General features: G+C 67.7%; 15 protein-coding genes. 5 read left to right on the top strand and 10 right to left on the bottom strand.

Features of this window, described 5'->3' with window-relative positions; translation table 11 throughout:
• Positions 1–26: 26 nt before the first annotated feature.
• Both BLA15945_RS27755 and BLA15945_RS27750 read right to left on the bottom strand, forming a co-directional pair.
• Complete coding sequence (locus tag BLA15945_RS27755) at positions 27–1,442, bottom strand: ATP-binding protein (RefSeq protein WP_174993865.1); 1,416 nt, start codon at positions 1,440–1,442, stop codon at positions 27–29.
• A complete protein-coding gene (locus tag BLA15945_RS27750) occupies positions 1,439–2,098 on the bottom strand; it encodes a response regulator (RefSeq protein ID WP_174993864.1) in 660 nt (219 codons plus the stop codon). The genes BLA15945_RS27755 and BLA15945_RS27750 overlap by 4 nt, the downstream gene beginning before the upstream one ends.
• Before the next feature lie 295 nt (positions 2,099–2,393).
• On the opposite strand from BLA15945_RS27750, the gene BLA15945_RS27745 reads away from it, so the two are divergent.
• From BLA15945_RS27745 to BLA15945_RS27735, 3 genes are all read left to right on the top strand, one after another.
• Positions 2,394–2,744: a hypothetical protein gene (locus BLA15945_RS27745; protein WP_059239082.1), complete on the top strand. Its 351-nt coding sequence runs from the start codon at positions 2,394–2,396 to the stop codon at positions 2,742–2,744.
• Between the two features lie 62 nt (positions 2,745–2,806).
• Positions 2,807–3,976, top strand: coding sequence for a bacteriohopanetetrol glucosamine biosynthesis glycosyltransferase HpnI (gene hpnI / locus BLA15945_RS27740; protein ID WP_174993863.1), 1,170 nt, complete (start codon positions 2,807–2,809; stop codon positions 3,974–3,976).
• A 2-nt stretch (positions 3,977–3,978) separates the two neighbouring features.
• The gene (locus BLA15945_RS27735; protein ID WP_059239086.1) at positions 3,979–5,061 is read left to right on the top strand and encodes a lysylphosphatidylglycerol synthase domain-containing protein; all 1,083 of its coding nucleotides are present in this window, start codon (positions 3,979–3,981) and stop codon (positions 5,059–5,061) included.
• A 28-nt stretch (positions 5,062–5,089) separates the two neighbouring features.
• Here BLA15945_RS27735 and denD read toward each other — a convergent pair whose 3' ends face one another.
• From denD to BLA15945_RS27695, 8 genes are all read right to left on the bottom strand, one after another.
• A complete protein-coding gene (denD, locus tag BLA15945_RS27730) occupies positions 5,090–6,061 on the bottom strand; it encodes a D-erythronate dehydrogenase (RefSeq protein WP_059239088.1) in 972 nt (323 codons plus the stop codon).
• A gap of 28 nt (positions 6,062–6,089) precedes the next feature.
• The gene (gene otnI / locus BLA15945_RS27725; RefSeq protein WP_174993862.1) at positions 6,090–6,866 is read right to left on the bottom strand and encodes a 2-oxo-tetronate isomerase; all 777 of its coding nucleotides are present in this window, start codon (positions 6,864–6,866) and stop codon (positions 6,090–6,092) included.
• Positions 6,867–6,933: 67 nt separating this feature from the next.
• Entirely contained in the window at positions 6,934–8,259 is a 1,326-nt protein-coding gene (locus BLA15945_RS27720; protein ID WP_059240909.1) for an MFS transporter, read from the bottom strand.
• Positions 8,260–8,376: 117 nt separating this feature from the next.
• Positions 8,377–9,015: a 3-oxo-tetronate 4-phosphate decarboxylase gene (gene otnC, locus BLA15945_RS27715; protein WP_059239092.1), complete on the bottom strand. Its 639-nt coding sequence runs from the start codon at positions 9,013–9,015 to the stop codon at positions 8,377–8,379.
• Positions 9,012–10,301: a 3-oxo-tetronate kinase gene (gene otnK / locus BLA15945_RS27710; RefSeq protein ID WP_174993861.1), complete on the bottom strand. Its 1,290-nt coding sequence runs from the start codon at positions 10,299–10,301 to the stop codon at positions 9,012–9,014. Before otnK ends, otnC begins: the two co-directional genes overlap by 4 nt.
• A gap of 19 nt (positions 10,302–10,320) precedes the next feature.
• Entirely contained in the window at positions 10,321–11,211 is an 891-nt protein-coding gene (gene ltnD, locus BLA15945_RS27705; protein WP_059239096.1) for an L-threonate dehydrogenase, read from the bottom strand.
• Positions 11,212–11,281: 70 nt separating this feature from the next.
• The gene (locus tag BLA15945_RS27700) at positions 11,282–11,986 is read right to left on the bottom strand and encodes a FadR/GntR family transcriptional regulator (RefSeq protein ID WP_059239098.1); all 705 of its coding nucleotides are present in this window, start codon (positions 11,984–11,986) and stop codon (positions 11,282–11,284) included.
• Positions 11,987–12,176: 190 nt separating this feature from the next.
• Entirely contained in the window at positions 12,177–13,244 is a 1,068-nt protein-coding gene (locus BLA15945_RS27695; RefSeq protein WP_059240910.1) for a GlxA family transcriptional regulator, read from the bottom strand.
• A gap of 285 nt (positions 13,245–13,529) precedes the next feature.
• Here BLA15945_RS27695 and BLA15945_RS27690 point away from each other — a divergent pair, with 285 nt between their 5' ends.
• Both BLA15945_RS27690 and BLA15945_RS27685 read left to right on the top strand, forming a co-directional pair.
• Positions 13,530–14,915: an L-serine ammonia-lyase gene (locus BLA15945_RS27690; protein ID WP_059239100.1), complete on the top strand. Its 1,386-nt coding sequence runs from the start codon at positions 13,530–13,532 to the stop codon at positions 14,913–14,915.
• 15 nt (positions 14,916–14,930) lie between these two features.
• Entirely contained in the window at positions 14,931–16,175 is a 1,245-nt protein-coding gene (locus tag BLA15945_RS27685; protein ID WP_006480591.1) for a sarcosine oxidase subunit beta family protein, read from the top strand.
• Positions 16,176–16,177: the final 2 nt, after the last annotated feature.

Here is a 16,177-nt window from a genome sequence, read left to right as displayed (position 1 = left end):
TCTACGATCGAATCCTTAACGAAACGTTAAGCAGGCGCCGTCGATCGGCCCGCACCCGCCGACGGCAGTGCGATCGCCACGCCGAGGCCCCGGCCGCCGATACCGGACTCGAACTGCACGGTGCCGCCGAAATACTGCGCGATGCGTGTGACGATCGACAACCCGAGCCCGCTGCCGGGCGACTGCGCACCGGTGCCGCGATAGAAGCGGTCGCCGAGCCGTTCGTGCTCGTCGTGTGCGACGCCGGGCCCGTCGTCGCGCACGACGATACGTTGCAGTGCGCCGTCGTCGTGTACGCCGAGTTCGATGCGCCCGCCGTGGCGGCCGTACTTGACGGCGTTGTCGACGAGATTGTCGAGCAGGATGCCGATCAGGATCGGATCGGCGTCGATCGCGCGTGCGGAGAGATCGCCGGTCACGATGGCAATGGCTTTGTCCGCGGCCTTCGCCAGATGGCGATCGATGGCCGCATCGACGAGTTCGCGCACGACGACCGCACGCGTCGGGATGCGTTCGTACTCGTCGAGCCGCGCGAGCAACAGCAACTGTTCGGCGAGCCGCGCACTGCGGTCGACGCCTTGCACGACGCGCTGCATCGCCAGTTGCTTGCGCGCCGGATCGTCGGTCGCGATCGCCACCTGGGCCTGCACCTTGATTGCGGCGAGCGGGGTCTTGAGTTCGTGCGCGGCGTCGGAAGTGAACGCGCGCTCGCGCACGATCGATTGCCGCAGCCTTGCCAGCAGGCGGTCGATCGCGTCGACCAGCGTGCGCACTTCGTCCGGTACGGTCGCGACGCCGAGCGGTTCGAGCGATCGCGCATCGCGCGCGCCGATCAGCGCGGACAGCGTCTTCAACGGCGCGAGGCTGCGGCCGATCGTGACCCAGAGCAGCAGCGCGAGCACCGGCAACGCGACAATCAGCGGCAGGACGATGCCGCGTGCGATGCCGGTCGCCAGATCGCTGCGCGTATTGATGGTCTCCATCACCCGCACGCGGCGCCCCGACGTGTTGTCGCGCAGCGCGTAGGTGCGCCACTGCATGTCGCCGATCGCGATCGTCTGCGGCGCGCCGTGCGGGTCGCGCGCATCGGGCCGCCCTGCCGCGGCAGCGGGAAGGCTCGACGCAACGACGTTGCCTTGCGCGTCGCGCACGTCGAACAGCACGTCGCGTGGCAAGCGGTCGCCGTCGTTGTCGGACCCGTGTCCTGGCGCGCCGAATGAGAGTTCGACGCGCGCGTCGGGCGGCACGCGGGCAAGGCGGTCGAGGTCGGCCGGTGCGAGATTGACCAGCAGCGACGCGTACTCGGCGAGGCGGGCATCTTCCCATTCGCCGATCTCGCGCGTCGCATAGTGGATGCTGCCGAACACGGCGACGAGCCATACGACGGTCACGCAGCCGATTGCCATCAGCGACACGCGGCGTCGTATCGAGCGGGCGATCATGCGAGGTCGACGACGTAGCCGATGCCGCGGACGGTGCGGATCAGTTCCGCGCCCAGTTTCTTGCGCAGGTTCGAAACATGGACCTCGATCGCATTGCTTTCGATGCCTTCCTGCCAGCCGTACAGGCTGTCCTCGAGGCGCGCGCGCGACTGCGGCATGCCCGGGTGGCTGACGAGCTGAACGAGGATCGCCCACTCGCGCGACGTGAGCGCGATACGCGACGCATCGCGCGTCACCGTATGGGCGGTCAGGTCGATCGTGATGTCGCGCCACACGATTTCATCGCCGGCGCGGCCCTGCGAGCGTCGCACGAGCGCGCGGCAGCGGGCGAGCACTTCGGACAGCTCGAACGGTTTCGCGAGATAGTCGTCCGCGCCGTCGTCGAGGCCGCGGACGCGGTCGGCCACGGTGCCGCGCGCGGTCAGCACCAGCACGGGGACCGTATCACCCGCGTCGCGCAGCGCGCGCAGCAGTTCCGTTCCCGATTTCCCGGGCAGGCCGAGGTCGAGCACGACGAGCGCGAAGCGCGTCGTCGCGAGCGCCGCGGCGGCCGTGTGACCGTCGCGCAGCCAGTCGACGTGATAACCGGCGTGGCTGAGGCTGATCTCGAGGCCGCTGCCGATCAGGTCGTCGTCTTCAACAAGGAGGAGTCGCATGGTCGATTGATGTGCAGGCATTCGCGATTGTACGAGCCTGGCCGCGTGCGCCGTGCAATGGAATGTAATCGGACCCCGTTCAAATGCTGCGCGATTCTGAAGAACGCTTAAGGTTGGGCGCCGGCAATCCCGCTACCATCGGCCACGACATTTCTCGGGCGGTTCTCCGCTTCCCCCGATCCCGAACCGGGTCGGGCATGTCCGGCACGTGCCGGATGCACCCGCCCGCCAACCCGCGACCCTTTCGATCGACGTACGGTCGATGCGCATCGCCCGTACGGGAGGTTCAATCCTGATGGCACCCTCGACGACCGGGCGATGGCGCGCCTATCTGCTGATCGCCGCACTGGCCGGCATGTTCATCCAGTGTTTCGTGCTGGTTTCGTTGCTTGCATGGCGCGTACCCGAATCATTTTTCACCACGATGACGTTTCGCTTCTGGATCGTCGTGGCCGTTGCCACCGCGATCCTGTCGGCCCGTAAGCTTGCCGGCGCGGCATTCAAGGCCGCAGTCGCATGCGGCTACGTGCGGGTGACCGGAATCGATCGCCGCACGGTAGTTGTGTCATCTGATTGCGCGTACCGTCGGTTGGTCGTTCTTCATATCCGGCTCAACGGGAACCGATACGGCGGCGTGCACGGGTGAGTCCGCGTGCACGCGGCCGTTCCCGGGCGTCGCGGTTGTACGGGTCACCACTGGGGAGAAGCATGGTTTTGCTGCATGTGCTGCGCGCGCTGGCCGGCGCAATGTCGATTGCCTGCGGGTTGGGCGTGTTGCTGGGCATTGCGTACACGCTCACGGCCAGCGTGCTCGTCGGCCGGTTCTTTTCCCGGGCGGCGGCGGAACCGCGCACGTATCCGGGCGTCACCGTCGCGAAGCCGCTGCATGGCGACGAATGGGATCTCGTACAGCATCTCGAAAGCTACTTCGTGCAGAATTATCCGGGGCCGGTCCAGCACCTGTTCGGCGTGCACGATGCGGGCGACGCGGCACTCGCGGCCGTCGAGACGCTGCGCGCACGTTACCCGGACGCGAACATCAAGGTCGTCGCCGATGCGCGGCTGTACGGGCCGAACCGCAAGATCGCCAATCTCGTGAACATGCTCGAACACGCGGAGTATTCGGTGCTCTGTTTTGCCGACAGTGACGTGGTGGTCGAGCGCGATTATTTGCGCGCCGTCGTCGGCGCGCTACAGCAGCCGGATGTCGGCATCGTGACGAGCGTGTATCGCGGCGTCGCATCGCCGGGGTTCTGGCCCGGAGTTGCCGTCGCGATGACGAACTACCATTTCCTGCCGGGCGTGATCACCGGGCTCTTCATCGGGCGCGCGCGGCCGTGCTTCGGACAGACGATTGCGATCACGCGCGAGACGCTCGAACGCATCGGCGGGCTGGCGCGTTTCGCGCATCACCTGGCGGAAGATCACGCACTTGGCGAAGCGGTGCGCCAAGCGGGCGCGCAGGTCGTCATTCCACCGTTCGTCGTCGGGCACGCGTGTGTCGAAGAGACGTTCGCCCGGTTGTACGCTCACGAGTTGCGCTGGAGCTGCACGATTCGCGCGGCGGACCGGCTCGGTCATCTCGGCTCGGTACTGATGCATCCGGTGCCGCTCGCGCTGCTGGCGGTGCTGTTTTCCGGCGGCGCTGCCGCCGCGTGCGCGCTGACGGTCGCGGCGCTGGCGGCGCGCGCACTGCTGATGCTGAGAACGAGCCGCGCAACCGGCGCCGGCCTGCGCGGCGCACTCTGGCTGCCGTTCGTCGATCTCCTGCAATTCGTGATCTTCGTCTCGAGCTTCTTTGCGTCGCATGTGGTGTGGCGCGGCACGCGGTTTCGCGTCGACCGGGAAGGCCTGCTGTCGCCGGCGGGGGAATCGTGACGATGGCGCCGAACACCGGCACCCCCCGTGCGGACCCGGGCGCCTCGCGCGGCGACGCACGGCTTCGCCATGCGGGGCGCGTGGCCGCGCTCGGCGGGCTGGCGCTCGCGGTGTGGCTGATCTGGCGCGAGCATCCGCTGGACATCCTGCATCGCCTGCAGATCGCCGGCGCCGGGCTGCTGGTCGCTGCGCTCGCGCACATCGTGCCGATGCTCGCGAATGCGTGGGACTGGCGGATGCTGATCCGCGGCCCGCGCCGGCCGTCGTTCATGACGATGCTGAAGCTCGTGTGGATCCGCGAATCGATCAACGGGTTGCTGCCGGTCGCACGCATCGGCGGCGAGATCGTGTCGTTCGGCTTGCTGCGGCAGGCCGGCGTGCGCCCGGCGACCGCCGTGGCGAGCCTCGTCGCCGACATGCAGCTGACGCTGATCAGTCAATTGATCTTCGCACTGGTCGCGATCGGCTACGTGCTCGAACGCGTGTCGTCCGATGCCGCACGCGTGGCCGCGAACCTCGCGATCGGCATGGCCGCGCTGGTGCCGGTGCTGCTGCTGTTCGCGCTGGTGCAGCATGCGCGGCCGTTCGAGCGCGCGATGCGCGTGCTCAATCGCGTCACGAGCGGCAAGGTGGTGGCGCTGGTCGGCGAATCGGCGCGTACCGATCAGTCGATCCGGTTGATCTGGAGAAAGACGGGCATCGTCGTGCGCTACCTGGGGATCTGGCAGACGCTGCAGTTCGCGGGCTATGCGCTGGAAATCTGGCTGGCGCTGTATTTCCTCGGCGCCGATCCGACCTTTGCGCAGGCGCTCGCGATCGAGGCGCTGATCCAGCTGGTGAGCAGCATCGCGTTCCTGATGCCGGGCGGCCTCGGCGTGCAGGAGGGCGGGTTCGTGCTGATCGGCGGGCTGCTCGGGTTCGACCCGCCGACCTGCCTGGCGCTGGCCGGCGCCCGCCGCGTGCGCGACCTGCTGTTCTATCTGCCGGGCCTGCTCGCGTGGCAGTGGGCGGCCGGTTCGTCGAACCGGCCGGGCGGCACGAAGCCGGCATCGTTACCCATCGGGGAATCCGCCCGGCCGCGCTGACGCAGCCGGGCGCGACGCGGCGCGCGAATCAGCGCTGTGCGTCGGCGATATGGCTGCGGATCACGTCGGCAAACGACGTATCGCCCTTCAGCCCGAGTGCTTCCGCACGCGACGTGTCCCAGCGACCCGGCCAGCTGCCGACGATTTTCTCGACCCGCTCGTCGGGCGCATGACGAATCAGCTTCACGACGTCGTCGCCCGCGACTTCGCGCAGCGCTTCAATCATCTCGTCGACCGATACCGACAGGCCCGGCAGGTTGATCACGCGCTTGTTGCCGAGCCTCGCGCTGTCGATCTCGCAACCGGCGACGAGCGCTTCAATCGCGCCGCGCGGCGACAGCAGCCACAGCCGCGTCGAACCGGGCACCGGGCATACGCTTTCCTCGCCGTTCAGCGGTTCGCGGATGATGCCGCTCGCGAACGACGACGCGGCCGCGTTCGGGCGGCCCGGCCGCACGCTGATCGTCGGCAGCCGCAGCACCCGGCCGTCGACGAAGCCGCGCCGCGCGTAGTCGCACAGCAGCAGCTCGGCGATCGCCTTTTCGGCGCCGTACGACGATTGCGGATTCAGCGCGGTGTCGTCCTGCACGACGTCGGGCAGCGCGCCGCCGTACACCGCGACGGAGCTCGTGAATACGACGCGCGGCTGATGGCCGCGTGCGCGGCACACGTCGAGCAGCGTGCGCGACGCGTCGAGATTGATCCGCATGCCGAGATCGAAATCGGCTTCGGCCTGCCCGCTGACGATCGCCGCGAGGTGGAAGATCGCGTCCGTCTGCGTGTCGATCGCGCTTTCGAGCACCGCGCGATCGGCGATGTCGCCGACGATCGACGTCACGCGCGCATCGTCGAAATCGTTGCCCTTGACGACATCGAGCAACACCAGCTCGTCGATCTTGCCGGTCCGGCCGTCGGGGCCCGTCAGTTCGCCGCGTTCGAGCAGCTTGCGCGCGAGACGCTGACCGAGAAAGCCGGCGCCGCCGGTGATCAGTACTTTCATGTTCGTTACCCTCTGAGGAATGCTTGAATTACAGGTACGGCCTGAGCCAGCCGAGGCCCTCGGACGTGCCGGCCTTCGGGCGGTATTCGCAGCCGATCCAGCCGTCGTAGCCGAGTGCGTCGATCAGCGCGAACAGGTACGGGTAGTTGAGTTCGCCGACATCCGGCTCGTGGCGCTCGGGCACGCCCGCGATCTGGATATGGCCGATGCCCGCGAAATCGCGCTTGAGCTTCATCGCGAGATCGCCTTCGACAATCTGGCAGTGGTAGCAGTCGAACTGCACCTTCAGGTTCGGCACACCGACTTCCGCGCAGATCGCCTGCGCGTCGTCCTGGCGGCTCAGGAAATAGCCGGGCATGTCGCGCTGGTTGATCGGTTCGATCAGGATCGTGATGCCGTGCGCGGCGGCGGCCTGTGCCGCATGGCGCAGGTTCGCGAGGTAGGTGTCGCGATGGCGCGCGCGGTCGGCGCCCGGCGCGACCATGCCGGCCATCACGTGCAGCTTCCGGTTGCCGAGCACGCGCGCATAGTCGAGCGCCTGGTCGATACCGCGGCGGAACTCGTCCTCGCGGCCCGGCAGCGACGCGATGCCGCGTTCGCCCGCGGCCCAATCGCCCGGCGGCGCGTTGAACAGCGCCTGTTCGAGGTTGTGCGCGTCGAGGCGCGCGCGGATGTCCTCGGCGGCGAAATCGTACGGGAACAGGTACTCGACGGCCTTGAAGCCGTCGTACGAGGCAGCGGCGAACCGTTCGAGGAACGCATGCTCGGTGTACATCATCGAGAGGTTGGCGGCGAAGCGTGGCATGGCAGCGGGTCCTGTGAATGAGTGGGGCGGGGCGCCATGCACCCCGCGTCGAACGAAGGCGGCCGGATCAGCGGTTCACGAGTTTCGCGGGCGTGAGCCACACGGCGATCGCACCGATCACGAGCATCGCGGCCAGCACGTACATGCCGGACGACGTGCTGTGCGTGACGTCCTTCAGGTAGCCGATCACGTACGGGCTCGCGAAACCGGCGAGGTTGCCGACCGAGTTGATGATCGCGATGCCGGCCGCCGCCGCGGAGCCCGCGAGGAACGCGGTCGGCAGCGACCAGAACAGCGGGGCGCAGGTCAGCACGCCGCCTGCCGCGAGCGACAGGAACACGATCGACACCGCCGTATTGTGCGAGTACGACGCGGCGACCGCAAACCCGACCGCGCCCATCAGCGCCGGCACGATCAGGTGCCAGCGGCGCTCGCGGCGTTTGTCCGCGCTGTGGCCGAACAGGTTCATCACGACGATCGCGACGAGGAACGGGATCGCCGACAGCAGGCCGATCTGGAGCGTATCGGTGATGCCGGTCGATTTCACGAGCGTCGGCATCCAGAACGTGAGGCCGTACTGGCCCGTGACGAACGCGAAGTAGATCAGCGACATCCACCACATGCGCGGGTCCGAGAACACGGCCTTCAGCGAATGGCCGTGCTTCTGCTGTTCTTGCGGCTGCGCGGCGATCTCGTCCTCGAGGAGCTGCTTCTCGCGCTCGTCGAGCCACTTCGCGCCGCGGATGCTGTTGTCGAGATACAGGATCGTCGCGATGCCGACCAGCACGGCCGGCACGGCCTCGATCATGAACATCCATTGCCAGCCGTGGAAGCCCGAGCCGCCGTGAAAGCGCTCCATGATCCAGCCCGACAGCGGGTTGCCGAAGATGCCCGACACGGGAATCGCGGACATGAACACCGCGATGATCTTCGCGCGGCGATGCGACGGGAACCAGTACGTGAGGTACAGGATCACGCCGGGATAGAAGCCGGCTTCCGCGAGGCCGAGCAGGAAGCGCAGCACGTAGAACTGCGTCGGCGTCTTCACGAACGCGAACAGCGCGGACAACAGGCCCCACGTGATCATGATCCGCGCGATCCAGATGCGCGCGCCGAGGCGGTGCATCAGCATGTTGCTCGGCAATTCGAACAGGAAATAGCCGAGGAAGAAGATGCCCGCGCCGAGTCCGAACACGGTTTCGCTGAACGCGAGATCCTGCGACATCTGCAGCTTGGCGAAGCCGACGTTCACGCGGTCGAGATACGCGACCACGTAGCAGAGCATCAGGAACGGCACGATGCGCCAGAACACTTTCTTGTAGGTGCGGTCGAGTTCGGCCGCATGGGCGGGCGCGGCGGGCGAGCGGCTTGCGGCCGCGTCGAGAGCAGTCATCGTCGTCTCCATGAATATCGTGTGCCGGCGGCGCGTACGCCGCCGGATCGTGTGTGTGCTGACGGAAGGGCCCGCGCACACGGCGGGCATGGGAATCGGTGCGTGACGCGCGCCGGGTTACCAGCGTGCGCCGAAGGTCTGGCGCAGTTCGTCGAGCGCAGCGTCGGACAGCGGCTCGGGCTTCGGTTGCGTCATGAGCCACAGCCGTGCCGTTTCCTCGAGCTCTTCGAGGGCATACGACGCTTGCGATACCGACGGCCCCCACATCACGGGGCCGAGGCGCTCGAGCAGCACGCCGCGCACCTGACCGGCCAGTGCCGCGACTTCGGCGGCGACGGCCGGGTCGCCAGGGCGCCGGTAGCGGATCAGCGGAATGTGGCCGACCTTCATCACGTAGTACGGCGTGATCGGCGGCAGCACGTCGGTGTCGCGCCACACGCCCGCGAGCGTCAGCGCGACGAGGTGCGTCGAATGCGTGTGGACGATGCCGTTCGCTTCTGCGTTGCGCGCGTAGATGCCGCGATGCAGCGCGAGCGTCTTCGACGGCTTGCCGCCCGATACGGGCTGGCCGTCCGTGCCGACCTTCGCGATGTCGTTCGGGTCGAGCCGGCCGAGGCACGCGTCGGTCGGCGTGATGAGCCAGCCGTCAGGCAGGCGCGCACTGATGTTGCCGGCGCTGCCGACCGCATGGCCGCGCGCATACAGGCTCGCGCCGACCACGCAGATCTCTTCGCGCAGTTTCGCTTCGTTGCTCATCGCTCGGCTCCGTCCAGCGCGCGCAGCGCCTTGTCGAAAAAGTCCGTCGTGCCGAAGTTGCCGGATTTCAGCGCGAGGCCGAGCGGTTGCGCGTCGATGGTGGCCGTGGCCGGCACGCCCGGATCGATCTGCGCGCCGATTTGCAGCGACTTCACGTCGAGCGCCTGGACGACCGCGCCGGACGTTTCGCCGCCGGCAACGACGAACTTGCGCACGCCGAGTTCGCGCAGGCCGCGGGCGATCGCCGCGAGCGTGCTTTCGACGAGATGGCCGGCCGCCTCGACGCCGAGCGCGTGCTGCACGGCCTTCACTTCGTCGGGCGTCGCGGTCGCGTAGATCAGCACGGGTTGCGGCAGGTGCGAGCGCGCAAAGGCGAGCGCCTGGTCGACGACGGGTTCGCCGCGCGACGCCGCGAGCGGATCGATGCGGAAGCTCGGCCGGGTCGCGCGCCACGCGGCGACCTGCGCGTTGGTGGCTTTCGATGCGCTGCCGGCGAGCACGGCCGACAGCCCGTCGATGCGCGGCAGCGATGCCGCGTTGTCGCGCTCGGGCAGTTGCTCCGCGCGGCGGAAATTCGCGGGCAGGCCGAGCGCGATGCCCGAGCCGCCGGTGACGAGCGGCAGGCCCGCGCACGCTTCGCCGAGTACGTAGAGGTCGCGGTCCGACAGCGCGTCGGCGATCGCGAAGCGCGCGCCTTCCGCACGCAGCTGTTCGATCCGCGTACGGACGGCAGCCGCGCCGAGCGCGATCGTGTCGTAGCGGATCAGGCCGACCGCCGACTTCGTCTGCCGCTGCAGCACGCGCACGAGGTTCGCGTCCTTCATCGGCGTGAGCGGATGGTTTTCCATGCCCGATTCGTTCAGCAACACGTCGCCGACGAACAGGTGGCCGCGATAGATCGTGCGGCCGTTCTCCGGGAACGCCGGGCACGCAATCGTGAAGCCGCCGCCGGCCGCATCGAGCAGTGCGTCGGCCACGGTCCCGATGTTGCCCGCGTCGGTCGAGTCGAACGTTGAGCAGTACTTGAAGAAAAACTGGCGACAACCTTGCGCGCGCAGCCATTCGTACGCGGCGAGCGATTGCGCGACGGCGTCGGCCGCGGGGATCGTGCGCGACTTCAGCGCGACGACGATCGCGTCGGCATCGAGCGCGGCGCCGTCGGCGGGCACGCCGATCGTCTGCACGGTGCGCATGCCGCTCTTGACGAGCATGTTCGCGAGATCGGTCGCGCCGGTGAAGTCGTCGGCGATGCAGCCGAGCAGGGGACGGGAAGCGGTAGCGGTCATGGCAGGAACGTCGTTCGAATCAGCGGGCGGGCGGCAGCGTGATGCCGGGGAAAGTCTTGATCACGGCGGAGTCGTCTTCGCCGCCGTGGCCGGCGCTCGATGCGCTCATGAACATCTGGTGCGCGGTGGCCGACAGCGGCAGCGGGAATTTGCTGCGGCGCGCGGTATCGAGCACGAGGCCGAGATCCTTCACGAAGATGTCGACGGCCGACAGCGGCGTGTAGTCGCCGTTCAGGATGTGCGGCACGCGGTTCTCGAACATCCACGAATTGCCTGCGCTGTGCGTGATCACGTCATACAGCGCATCGGCGTCCACGCCTTCGCGCAGGCCGAGCGCCATTGCTTCGGCGGCCGCCGCGATATGCACGCCGGCCAGCAGCTGGTTGATGATCTTCACTTTCGAGCCGATGCCGTGCGCGTCGCCCAAGCGATAGACCTTGCCGGCGATCGCGGCGAGCACGTCTTCGCAGCCCGCGTACGCGGCGGCCGGGCCCGACGTCATCATCGTCATCTCGCCGGAGGCCGCGCGTGCGGCGCCGCCCGACACGGGCGCATCGAGCATCTGCAGGCCGGCGGCCTCGATGCGTGCGCCGAGCGCGACCGCGAATTCCGGCGCGACGGTCGCGCTCGCGATCACGACGCCGCCCGGCTTCATCGCCGCGACCGCGCCGTGTTCGCCGAACAGCACCGTTTCCGTTTGCGCGGCATTGACGACGAGCGTGACGACGACGTCGCACTGCGCGCCGAGTTCGGCCGGCGTCGCGCAGGCCACGCCGCCTTCGGCGGCGAACGCCTGCAGCACGGTGTCGCGCACGTCGCATGCGTGGACGCGCAGGCCGGCGCGCAGCAGCGAGCGTGCGACGCCGAGGCCCATCGCGCCGAGGCCGATGACTCCAACATTTCGTGACATGGTCAACCTTGATCGATTCGGGAGAGGTTCGTGACGGCGGCGGCGCCCGGCCGGGCAGCGGCCGCTGGCTTCAGCAGATGCCGGCTTCAGCGAGACGGCGGGCGGCGTTGTACATGTGCGTGCGCGCCGCGTTGCGCGCGGCCATCGGGTCGCGCGAGCGGATCGCGTCGGCGATCGCCGCATGTTCTTCACGCACCTGGCGCGAGAAGTCCTCGCGCGTCGCCTCGTTGCGCCGCGTGACCTTCACGCCGGCTTCGAGGTACTGGTTCAGGAACTGCAGCGTCTTCAGGAAATACGGGTTGCCGGTGACGGCCGCGATCGTGCGATGGAACGCGACGTCTTCCGCGACGCCGTCGCGCCCTTCGGCCACCGCATCGTCGATCTTGCGCAGCGCGTCGTCGATGTCCGCCATGTCGTCGGCGGTGTGGTGCAGCGCGGCTTCGGCCGCGACTTCAGCCTCGATCGCGCGGCGCACCGCGAGCAGGTGCGGCAGCGAGCTCGCCTCGACGGCTTCCGCGTAATCGATCCGCAGCGGCCGGATCGCGCCGTGCTGGTTCACGAACACGCCGCTGCCCTGGCGCGGCTCGACCACGCCTTCGTTCTTCAGCCGCGAGATCGCTTCGCGGATCACGGTGCGGCTCACGCCGAATTCCTGCGCGAGCACCGCTTCCGTCGGCAGTTTGCCGCTGGCCGAGAAACTGCCGGCTTCGATCTGCTTGAGCAGTTGCTGCGCGACATGGTCGCTCATCGCACGGGCGGGAATTTTCTCGAACATGATGCTCAGGTTTGTAAGGTGATGTGGTCATCATACAAATTTGAACGAGCATCAGCATCCGGGATAACCCTCGATTTACGACGCGCAACGTCAGTCAAATTGCGTGGAACCGGTTCCAAATGAATCGAAACCGGTGCGAACGTGTGTCGTTCGGCGGTCGGTCAGGGAAGGGGTGGGTGCCCCGTGGCCGTCAGTCGGCGATGTCCTCGACGGGATCGGCCGCCGCCGGTTCGGCGGCTTCGGCCACTTCGCCGCCGCGTTCGCGGTAGGTCGCCGGCGGCACGCCGAACTGCTTGCGGAATTCGCGCCCGAGGTGCGATGCGTCGGCGAATCCGCAGCTCGACGCGATATCGGCGACCGTGCGGTCCGAGCTCGTCAGCAGCCACGCGGCCGTGCGCAGTCGCACCTGCTTCGCGAACGCCTGCGGGCTCTTGCCGGTCTCGGCCTTGAACAGCCGCTCGAGCTGCCGCGTCGACAGATCGAGCTTGCACGCGAGTTCCTCGAGCGGCAGCGCGCGCCCGACATGCTGTTCCATCAGGAGAATCGCGCGCTTGACCTTCGGGTGCGTGGCCGGTTCGAGGCCCGGCGGATGCGGTTGCGGCGCGTTGCCTTTCTGCATCTCGCCGACGAGCAGGATGCGCAACGCTTTCTGCACCGTGGCGTGATCGAAATGGCGCAGCAGGATCGCGGCGGCGACGTCGATCGACGCACGGCCGCCAGAACAGGTGATCCGGCGCCGGTCGATCACAAACAGCCGGTCGGCGATCAGCAGGTCGGGATCGGCTGACGGAAAGCGCTCGATGAAATCCCAGTAGTGGAACCAGCTCACGCAGGTGCGGTAGTCGTCGAGCACGTTCGCGCGCATCAGCGTAAACACGCCGGTGCAGATCCCGACGATCGTCGCGCCGCGCGCCGCCGCGCGGCGGATGAAGTCGAGCGTTTGAGGGCCGGCTTGCGGCCCCGAATGCAGCAGCCCGCCGACCACCACCACGTAATCGAACGGCTCGGCCGCGTCGAACGTCTCCCACGGCGTGATCTGGATCCCGCAACTCGCGCGCACCGGCGCGAGCGTCTCGCCGATCACGCTCCACGCGCAGCGCACGGGCTTGCTGTAGTCGCCGTCGTCGGCCGACAGCCGCAGCATGTCGACGAAGCCGGAGAAGGCCGTCAGCGTGAAGTTCGGCAGCAGCACGATGCCGAAGCGGATGCGCTGCGGCGCAGGTTCAGCGAGGGGGGAAGCGGGTACGTCGGGTGTCATCGCGGCCAATCTCGTCACGCCGGGCGGGCGGTCTCACTCGTTTCACTCTGTTTGCAGGTTACGGCTGCCGGGGCGGCACGGATGCAGCCAGCGTCGCCGATCGGCTGCGGCCGGACTTGTGGTTTTTCGTCGCGAACCATCGCCAAAACGCACTTCCGGCCCGGCCGGTGCGGGGTTTGGCGGCGTTATCCCACGCCGATGCCGTTTTTGTTCTATCGGCCGATTTTACGCTTTGATGTACTGATGCCCAACGACATTTCACGCATGCCACCCAGAGGAAGCCAGATGAACGTCAGCGCGTTCGACCTGTTCAAGATCGGTATCGGCCCGTCCAGTTCGCATACGGTCGGCCCGATGATCGCCGCGTGCCGCTTCGCGTCGCACGTCGAGGACGCGAACCTGCTCGGCTTCGTGCGCCGCGTGCGGGTCGAGCTGTACGGTTCGCTCGGCGCGACCGGCAAGGGCCACGGCACCGACAAGGCCGTGCTGCTCGGCCTCGAGGGCCACCTGCCCGACACGATCGATCCGGACCTGATCGAGCCGCGCCTCGCCGCGATCCGCGCGGAGAAGTCGCTGTCGCTGCTCGGCAAGCAGACGGTGCGCTTCGAGGAAAAGGAACACATCGGCTTCTATCGCAAGCTGATGAGCGGCACGAGCATCGTGCACCCGAACGGGATGCGCTTCCAGGCGTTCGACGAGCACGGCCAGCTGCTCGTCGAGAAAGAGTATTACTCGGTCGGCGGCGGCTTCGTCGTGAACCGCGACGGCGATCGCGTGAACGGCGTGCGCGCGGCGGTCGAGGTGCCGTACCCGTTCCGCACCGGCGACGACCTGATGCGGCAGTGCCGCGAACACGGGCTGTCGATCGCCGAGCTGATGATGCGCAACGAATGCGCGCTGCGCTCCGCCGACGAAGTGCGCGCCGGGCTGCTCGCGATCTGGCGCACGATGGCCGCCTGCGTCGAGCGCGGCTGCAAGGTCGAGGGCGACCTGCCGGGCCCGATGCGCGTGAAGCGCCGCGCGGCCGAGATGAACGGCCACCTGCGCGCCCGTTCGGAAGAGTCGCTGCGCGACCCGCTGTCGATGCTCGACTGGGTCAACCTGTATGCGATGGCCGTGAACGAAGAGAACGCGGCCGGCGGGCGTGTGGTCACCGCGCCGACCAACGGCGCGGCCGGCGTGATCCCCGCGGTGCTGCACTACTACGTGAAATTCGTGCCGGGCTCGAACGAAGCCGGCATCGTCGAATTCCTGCTGACGGCCGCGGCGATCGGGATCATCTACAAGGAAACCGCGTCGATCTCCGGCGCGGAAGTCGGGTGTCAGGGCGAGGTGGGCGTTGCGTGCTCGATGGCCGCCGCCGCGCTCGCCGCCGTGATGGGCGGCACGCCCGACCAGGTCGAGAACGCGGCCGAGATCGGCATGGAGCACAACCTCGGGATGACCTGCGACCCGGTCGGCGGGCTCGTGCAGATCCCGTGCATCGAGCGCAACGCGATGGGCGCGATCAAGGCGCTGAATGCGTCGCGCATGGCGCTCAAGGGCAACGGCCAGCACTACGTATCGCTCGATTCCGTGATCAAGACGATGCGCGAAACCGGCGCCGACATGAAGACGAAATACAAGGAAACGTCGCGCGGCGGTCTCGCCGTGAACGTCATCGAATGCTAACGAAGGATCACTAACATGAGCCGCTACTCGATATTCAGCCTGTTCCGCAACGGCCTCTCGTATCACGAGAACTGGGAAAAGCAGTGGAAGAGCCCGGAACCGAAGAAGGAATACGACGTCGTGATCGTCGGCGGCGGCGGCCACGGCCTCGCAACCGCGTACTACCTCGCGAAGGAACACGGCATCACGAACGTCGCGATCCTCGAGAAGGGCTGGATCGGCGGCGGCAACACCGCGCGCAACACGACGATCGTGCGCTCGAACTATCTGTGGGACGAATCGGCCGCGCTGTACGAGAAGGCGATGAAGCTGTGGGAAGGCCTGTCGCAGGACCTGAACTACAACGTGATGTTCAGCCAGCGCGGCGTGATGAACCTGGCCCATACGCTGCAGGACGTGCGTGACACCGAGCGCCGCGTGAACGCGAACCGGCTGAACGGCGTCGACGCGGAATTCCTGACGCCCGCGCAGATCAAGGAAATCGAGCCGACGATCAACCTGAACAGCCGCTATCCGGTGCTTGGCGCATCGATCCAGCGCCGTGCAGGCGTCGCGCGTCACGACGCGGTGGCGTGGGGCTTCGCGCGCGGTGCGGACCGCGCCGGCGTCGACATCATCCAGAACTGCCAGGTGACGGGCATTCGCCGTGAAGGCGGCGCGGTGGTCGGCGTCGATACGGTGAAGGGCTTCATCAAGGCGAAGAAGGTCGCGGTGGTCGCGGCCGGCAACACGACGACGCTCGCCGACATGGCCGGCGTGCGCCTGCCGATCGAAAGCCACCCGCTGCAGGCGCTGGTGTCCGAGCCGATCAAGCCGGTCGTCAACTCGGTGATCATGTCGAACGCGGTGCACGCGTACATCAGCCAGTCCGACAAGGGCGACCTCGTGATCGGCGCGGGCATCGACCAGTACACGGGCTTCGGCCAGCGCGGCAGCTTCCACATCATCGAAAGCACGCTGCAGGCGATCGTCGAGATGTTCCCGGTGTTCTCGCGCGTGCGGATGAACCGCCAGTGGGGCGGCATCGTCGACGTGTCGCCGGACGCGTGCCCGATCATCACCAAGACCGACGTGAAGGGCCTCTATTTCAACTGCGGCTGGGGCACCGGCGGCTTCAAGGCGACGCCGGGCTCGGGCTGGGTGTTCGCGCACACGATCGCCCGCGACGAACCGCATCCGCTGAACGCGCCGTTCGCGCTCGACCGCTTCTACACGGGCCACCTGATCGACGAGCACGGCGCTGCCGCCGTCGCGCACTGAAC

Origin of the sequence: Burkholderia arboris (assembly GCF_902499125.1) — a bacterium.
In the GTDB taxonomy this organism is placed as follows: domain Bacteria; phylum Pseudomonadota; class Gammaproteobacteria; order Burkholderiales; family Burkholderiaceae; genus Burkholderia; species Burkholderia arboris.
Note: the sequence above shows the minus strand (reverse complement) of the source record. Positions and strands in the feature narration are given on the sequence as shown.

Coding starts and splice junctions, on each gene's coding strand:
- otnC (WP_059239092.1), bottom strand. CDS start 9,015: ATGAGCAACGAAGCGAAACTGCGCGAAGAGATCTGCGTGGTCGGCGCG.
- BLA15945_RS27745 (WP_059239082.1), top strand. CDS start 2,394: ATGGCACCCTCGACGACCGGGCGATGGCGCGCCTATCTGCTGATCGCC.
- BLA15945_RS27735 (WP_059239086.1), top strand. CDS start 3,979: ATGGCGCCGAACACCGGCACCCCCCGTGCGGACCCGGGCGCCTCGCGC.
- BLA15945_RS27720 (WP_059240909.1), bottom strand. CDS start 8,259: ATGACTGCTCTCGACGCGGCCGCAAGCCGCTCGCCCGCCGCGCCCGCC.
- BLA15945_RS27750 (WP_174993864.1), bottom strand. CDS start 2,098: ATGCGACTCCTCCTTGTTGAAGACGACGACCTGATCGGCAGCGGCCTC.
- otnI (WP_174993862.1), bottom strand. CDS start 6,866: ATGCCACGCTTCGCCGCCAACCTCTCGATGATGTACACCGAGCATGCG.
- hpnI (WP_174993863.1), top strand. CDS start 2,807: ATGGTTTTGCTGCATGTGCTGCGCGCGCTGGCCGGCGCAATGTCGATT.
- BLA15945_RS27685 (WP_006480591.1), top strand. CDS start 14,931: ATGAGCCGCTACTCGATATTCAGCCTGTTCCGCAACGGCCTCTCGTAT.
- otnK (WP_174993861.1), bottom strand. CDS start 10,301: ATGACCGCTACCGCTTCCCGTCCCCTGCTCGGCTGCATCGCCGACGAC.
- BLA15945_RS27755 (WP_174993865.1), bottom strand. CDS start 1,442: ATGATCGCCCGCTCGATACGACGCCGCGTGTCGCTGATGGCAATCGGC.
- denD (WP_059239088.1), bottom strand. CDS start 6,061: ATGAAAGTACTGATCACCGGCGGCGCCGGCTTTCTCGGTCAGCGTCTC.
- BLA15945_RS27690 (WP_059239100.1), top strand. CDS start 13,530: ATGAACGTCAGCGCGTTCGACCTGTTCAAGATCGGTATCGGCCCGTCC.
- ltnD (WP_059239096.1), bottom strand. CDS start 11,211: ATGTCACGAAATGTTGGAGTCATCGGCCTCGGCGCGATGGGCCTCGGC.
- BLA15945_RS27700 (WP_059239098.1), bottom strand. CDS start 11,986: ATGTTCGAGAAAATTCCCGCCCGTGCGATGAGCGACCATGTCGCGCAG.
- BLA15945_RS27695 (WP_059240910.1), bottom strand. CDS start 13,244: ATGACACCCGACGTACCCGCTTCCCCCCTCGCTGAACCTGCGCCGCAG.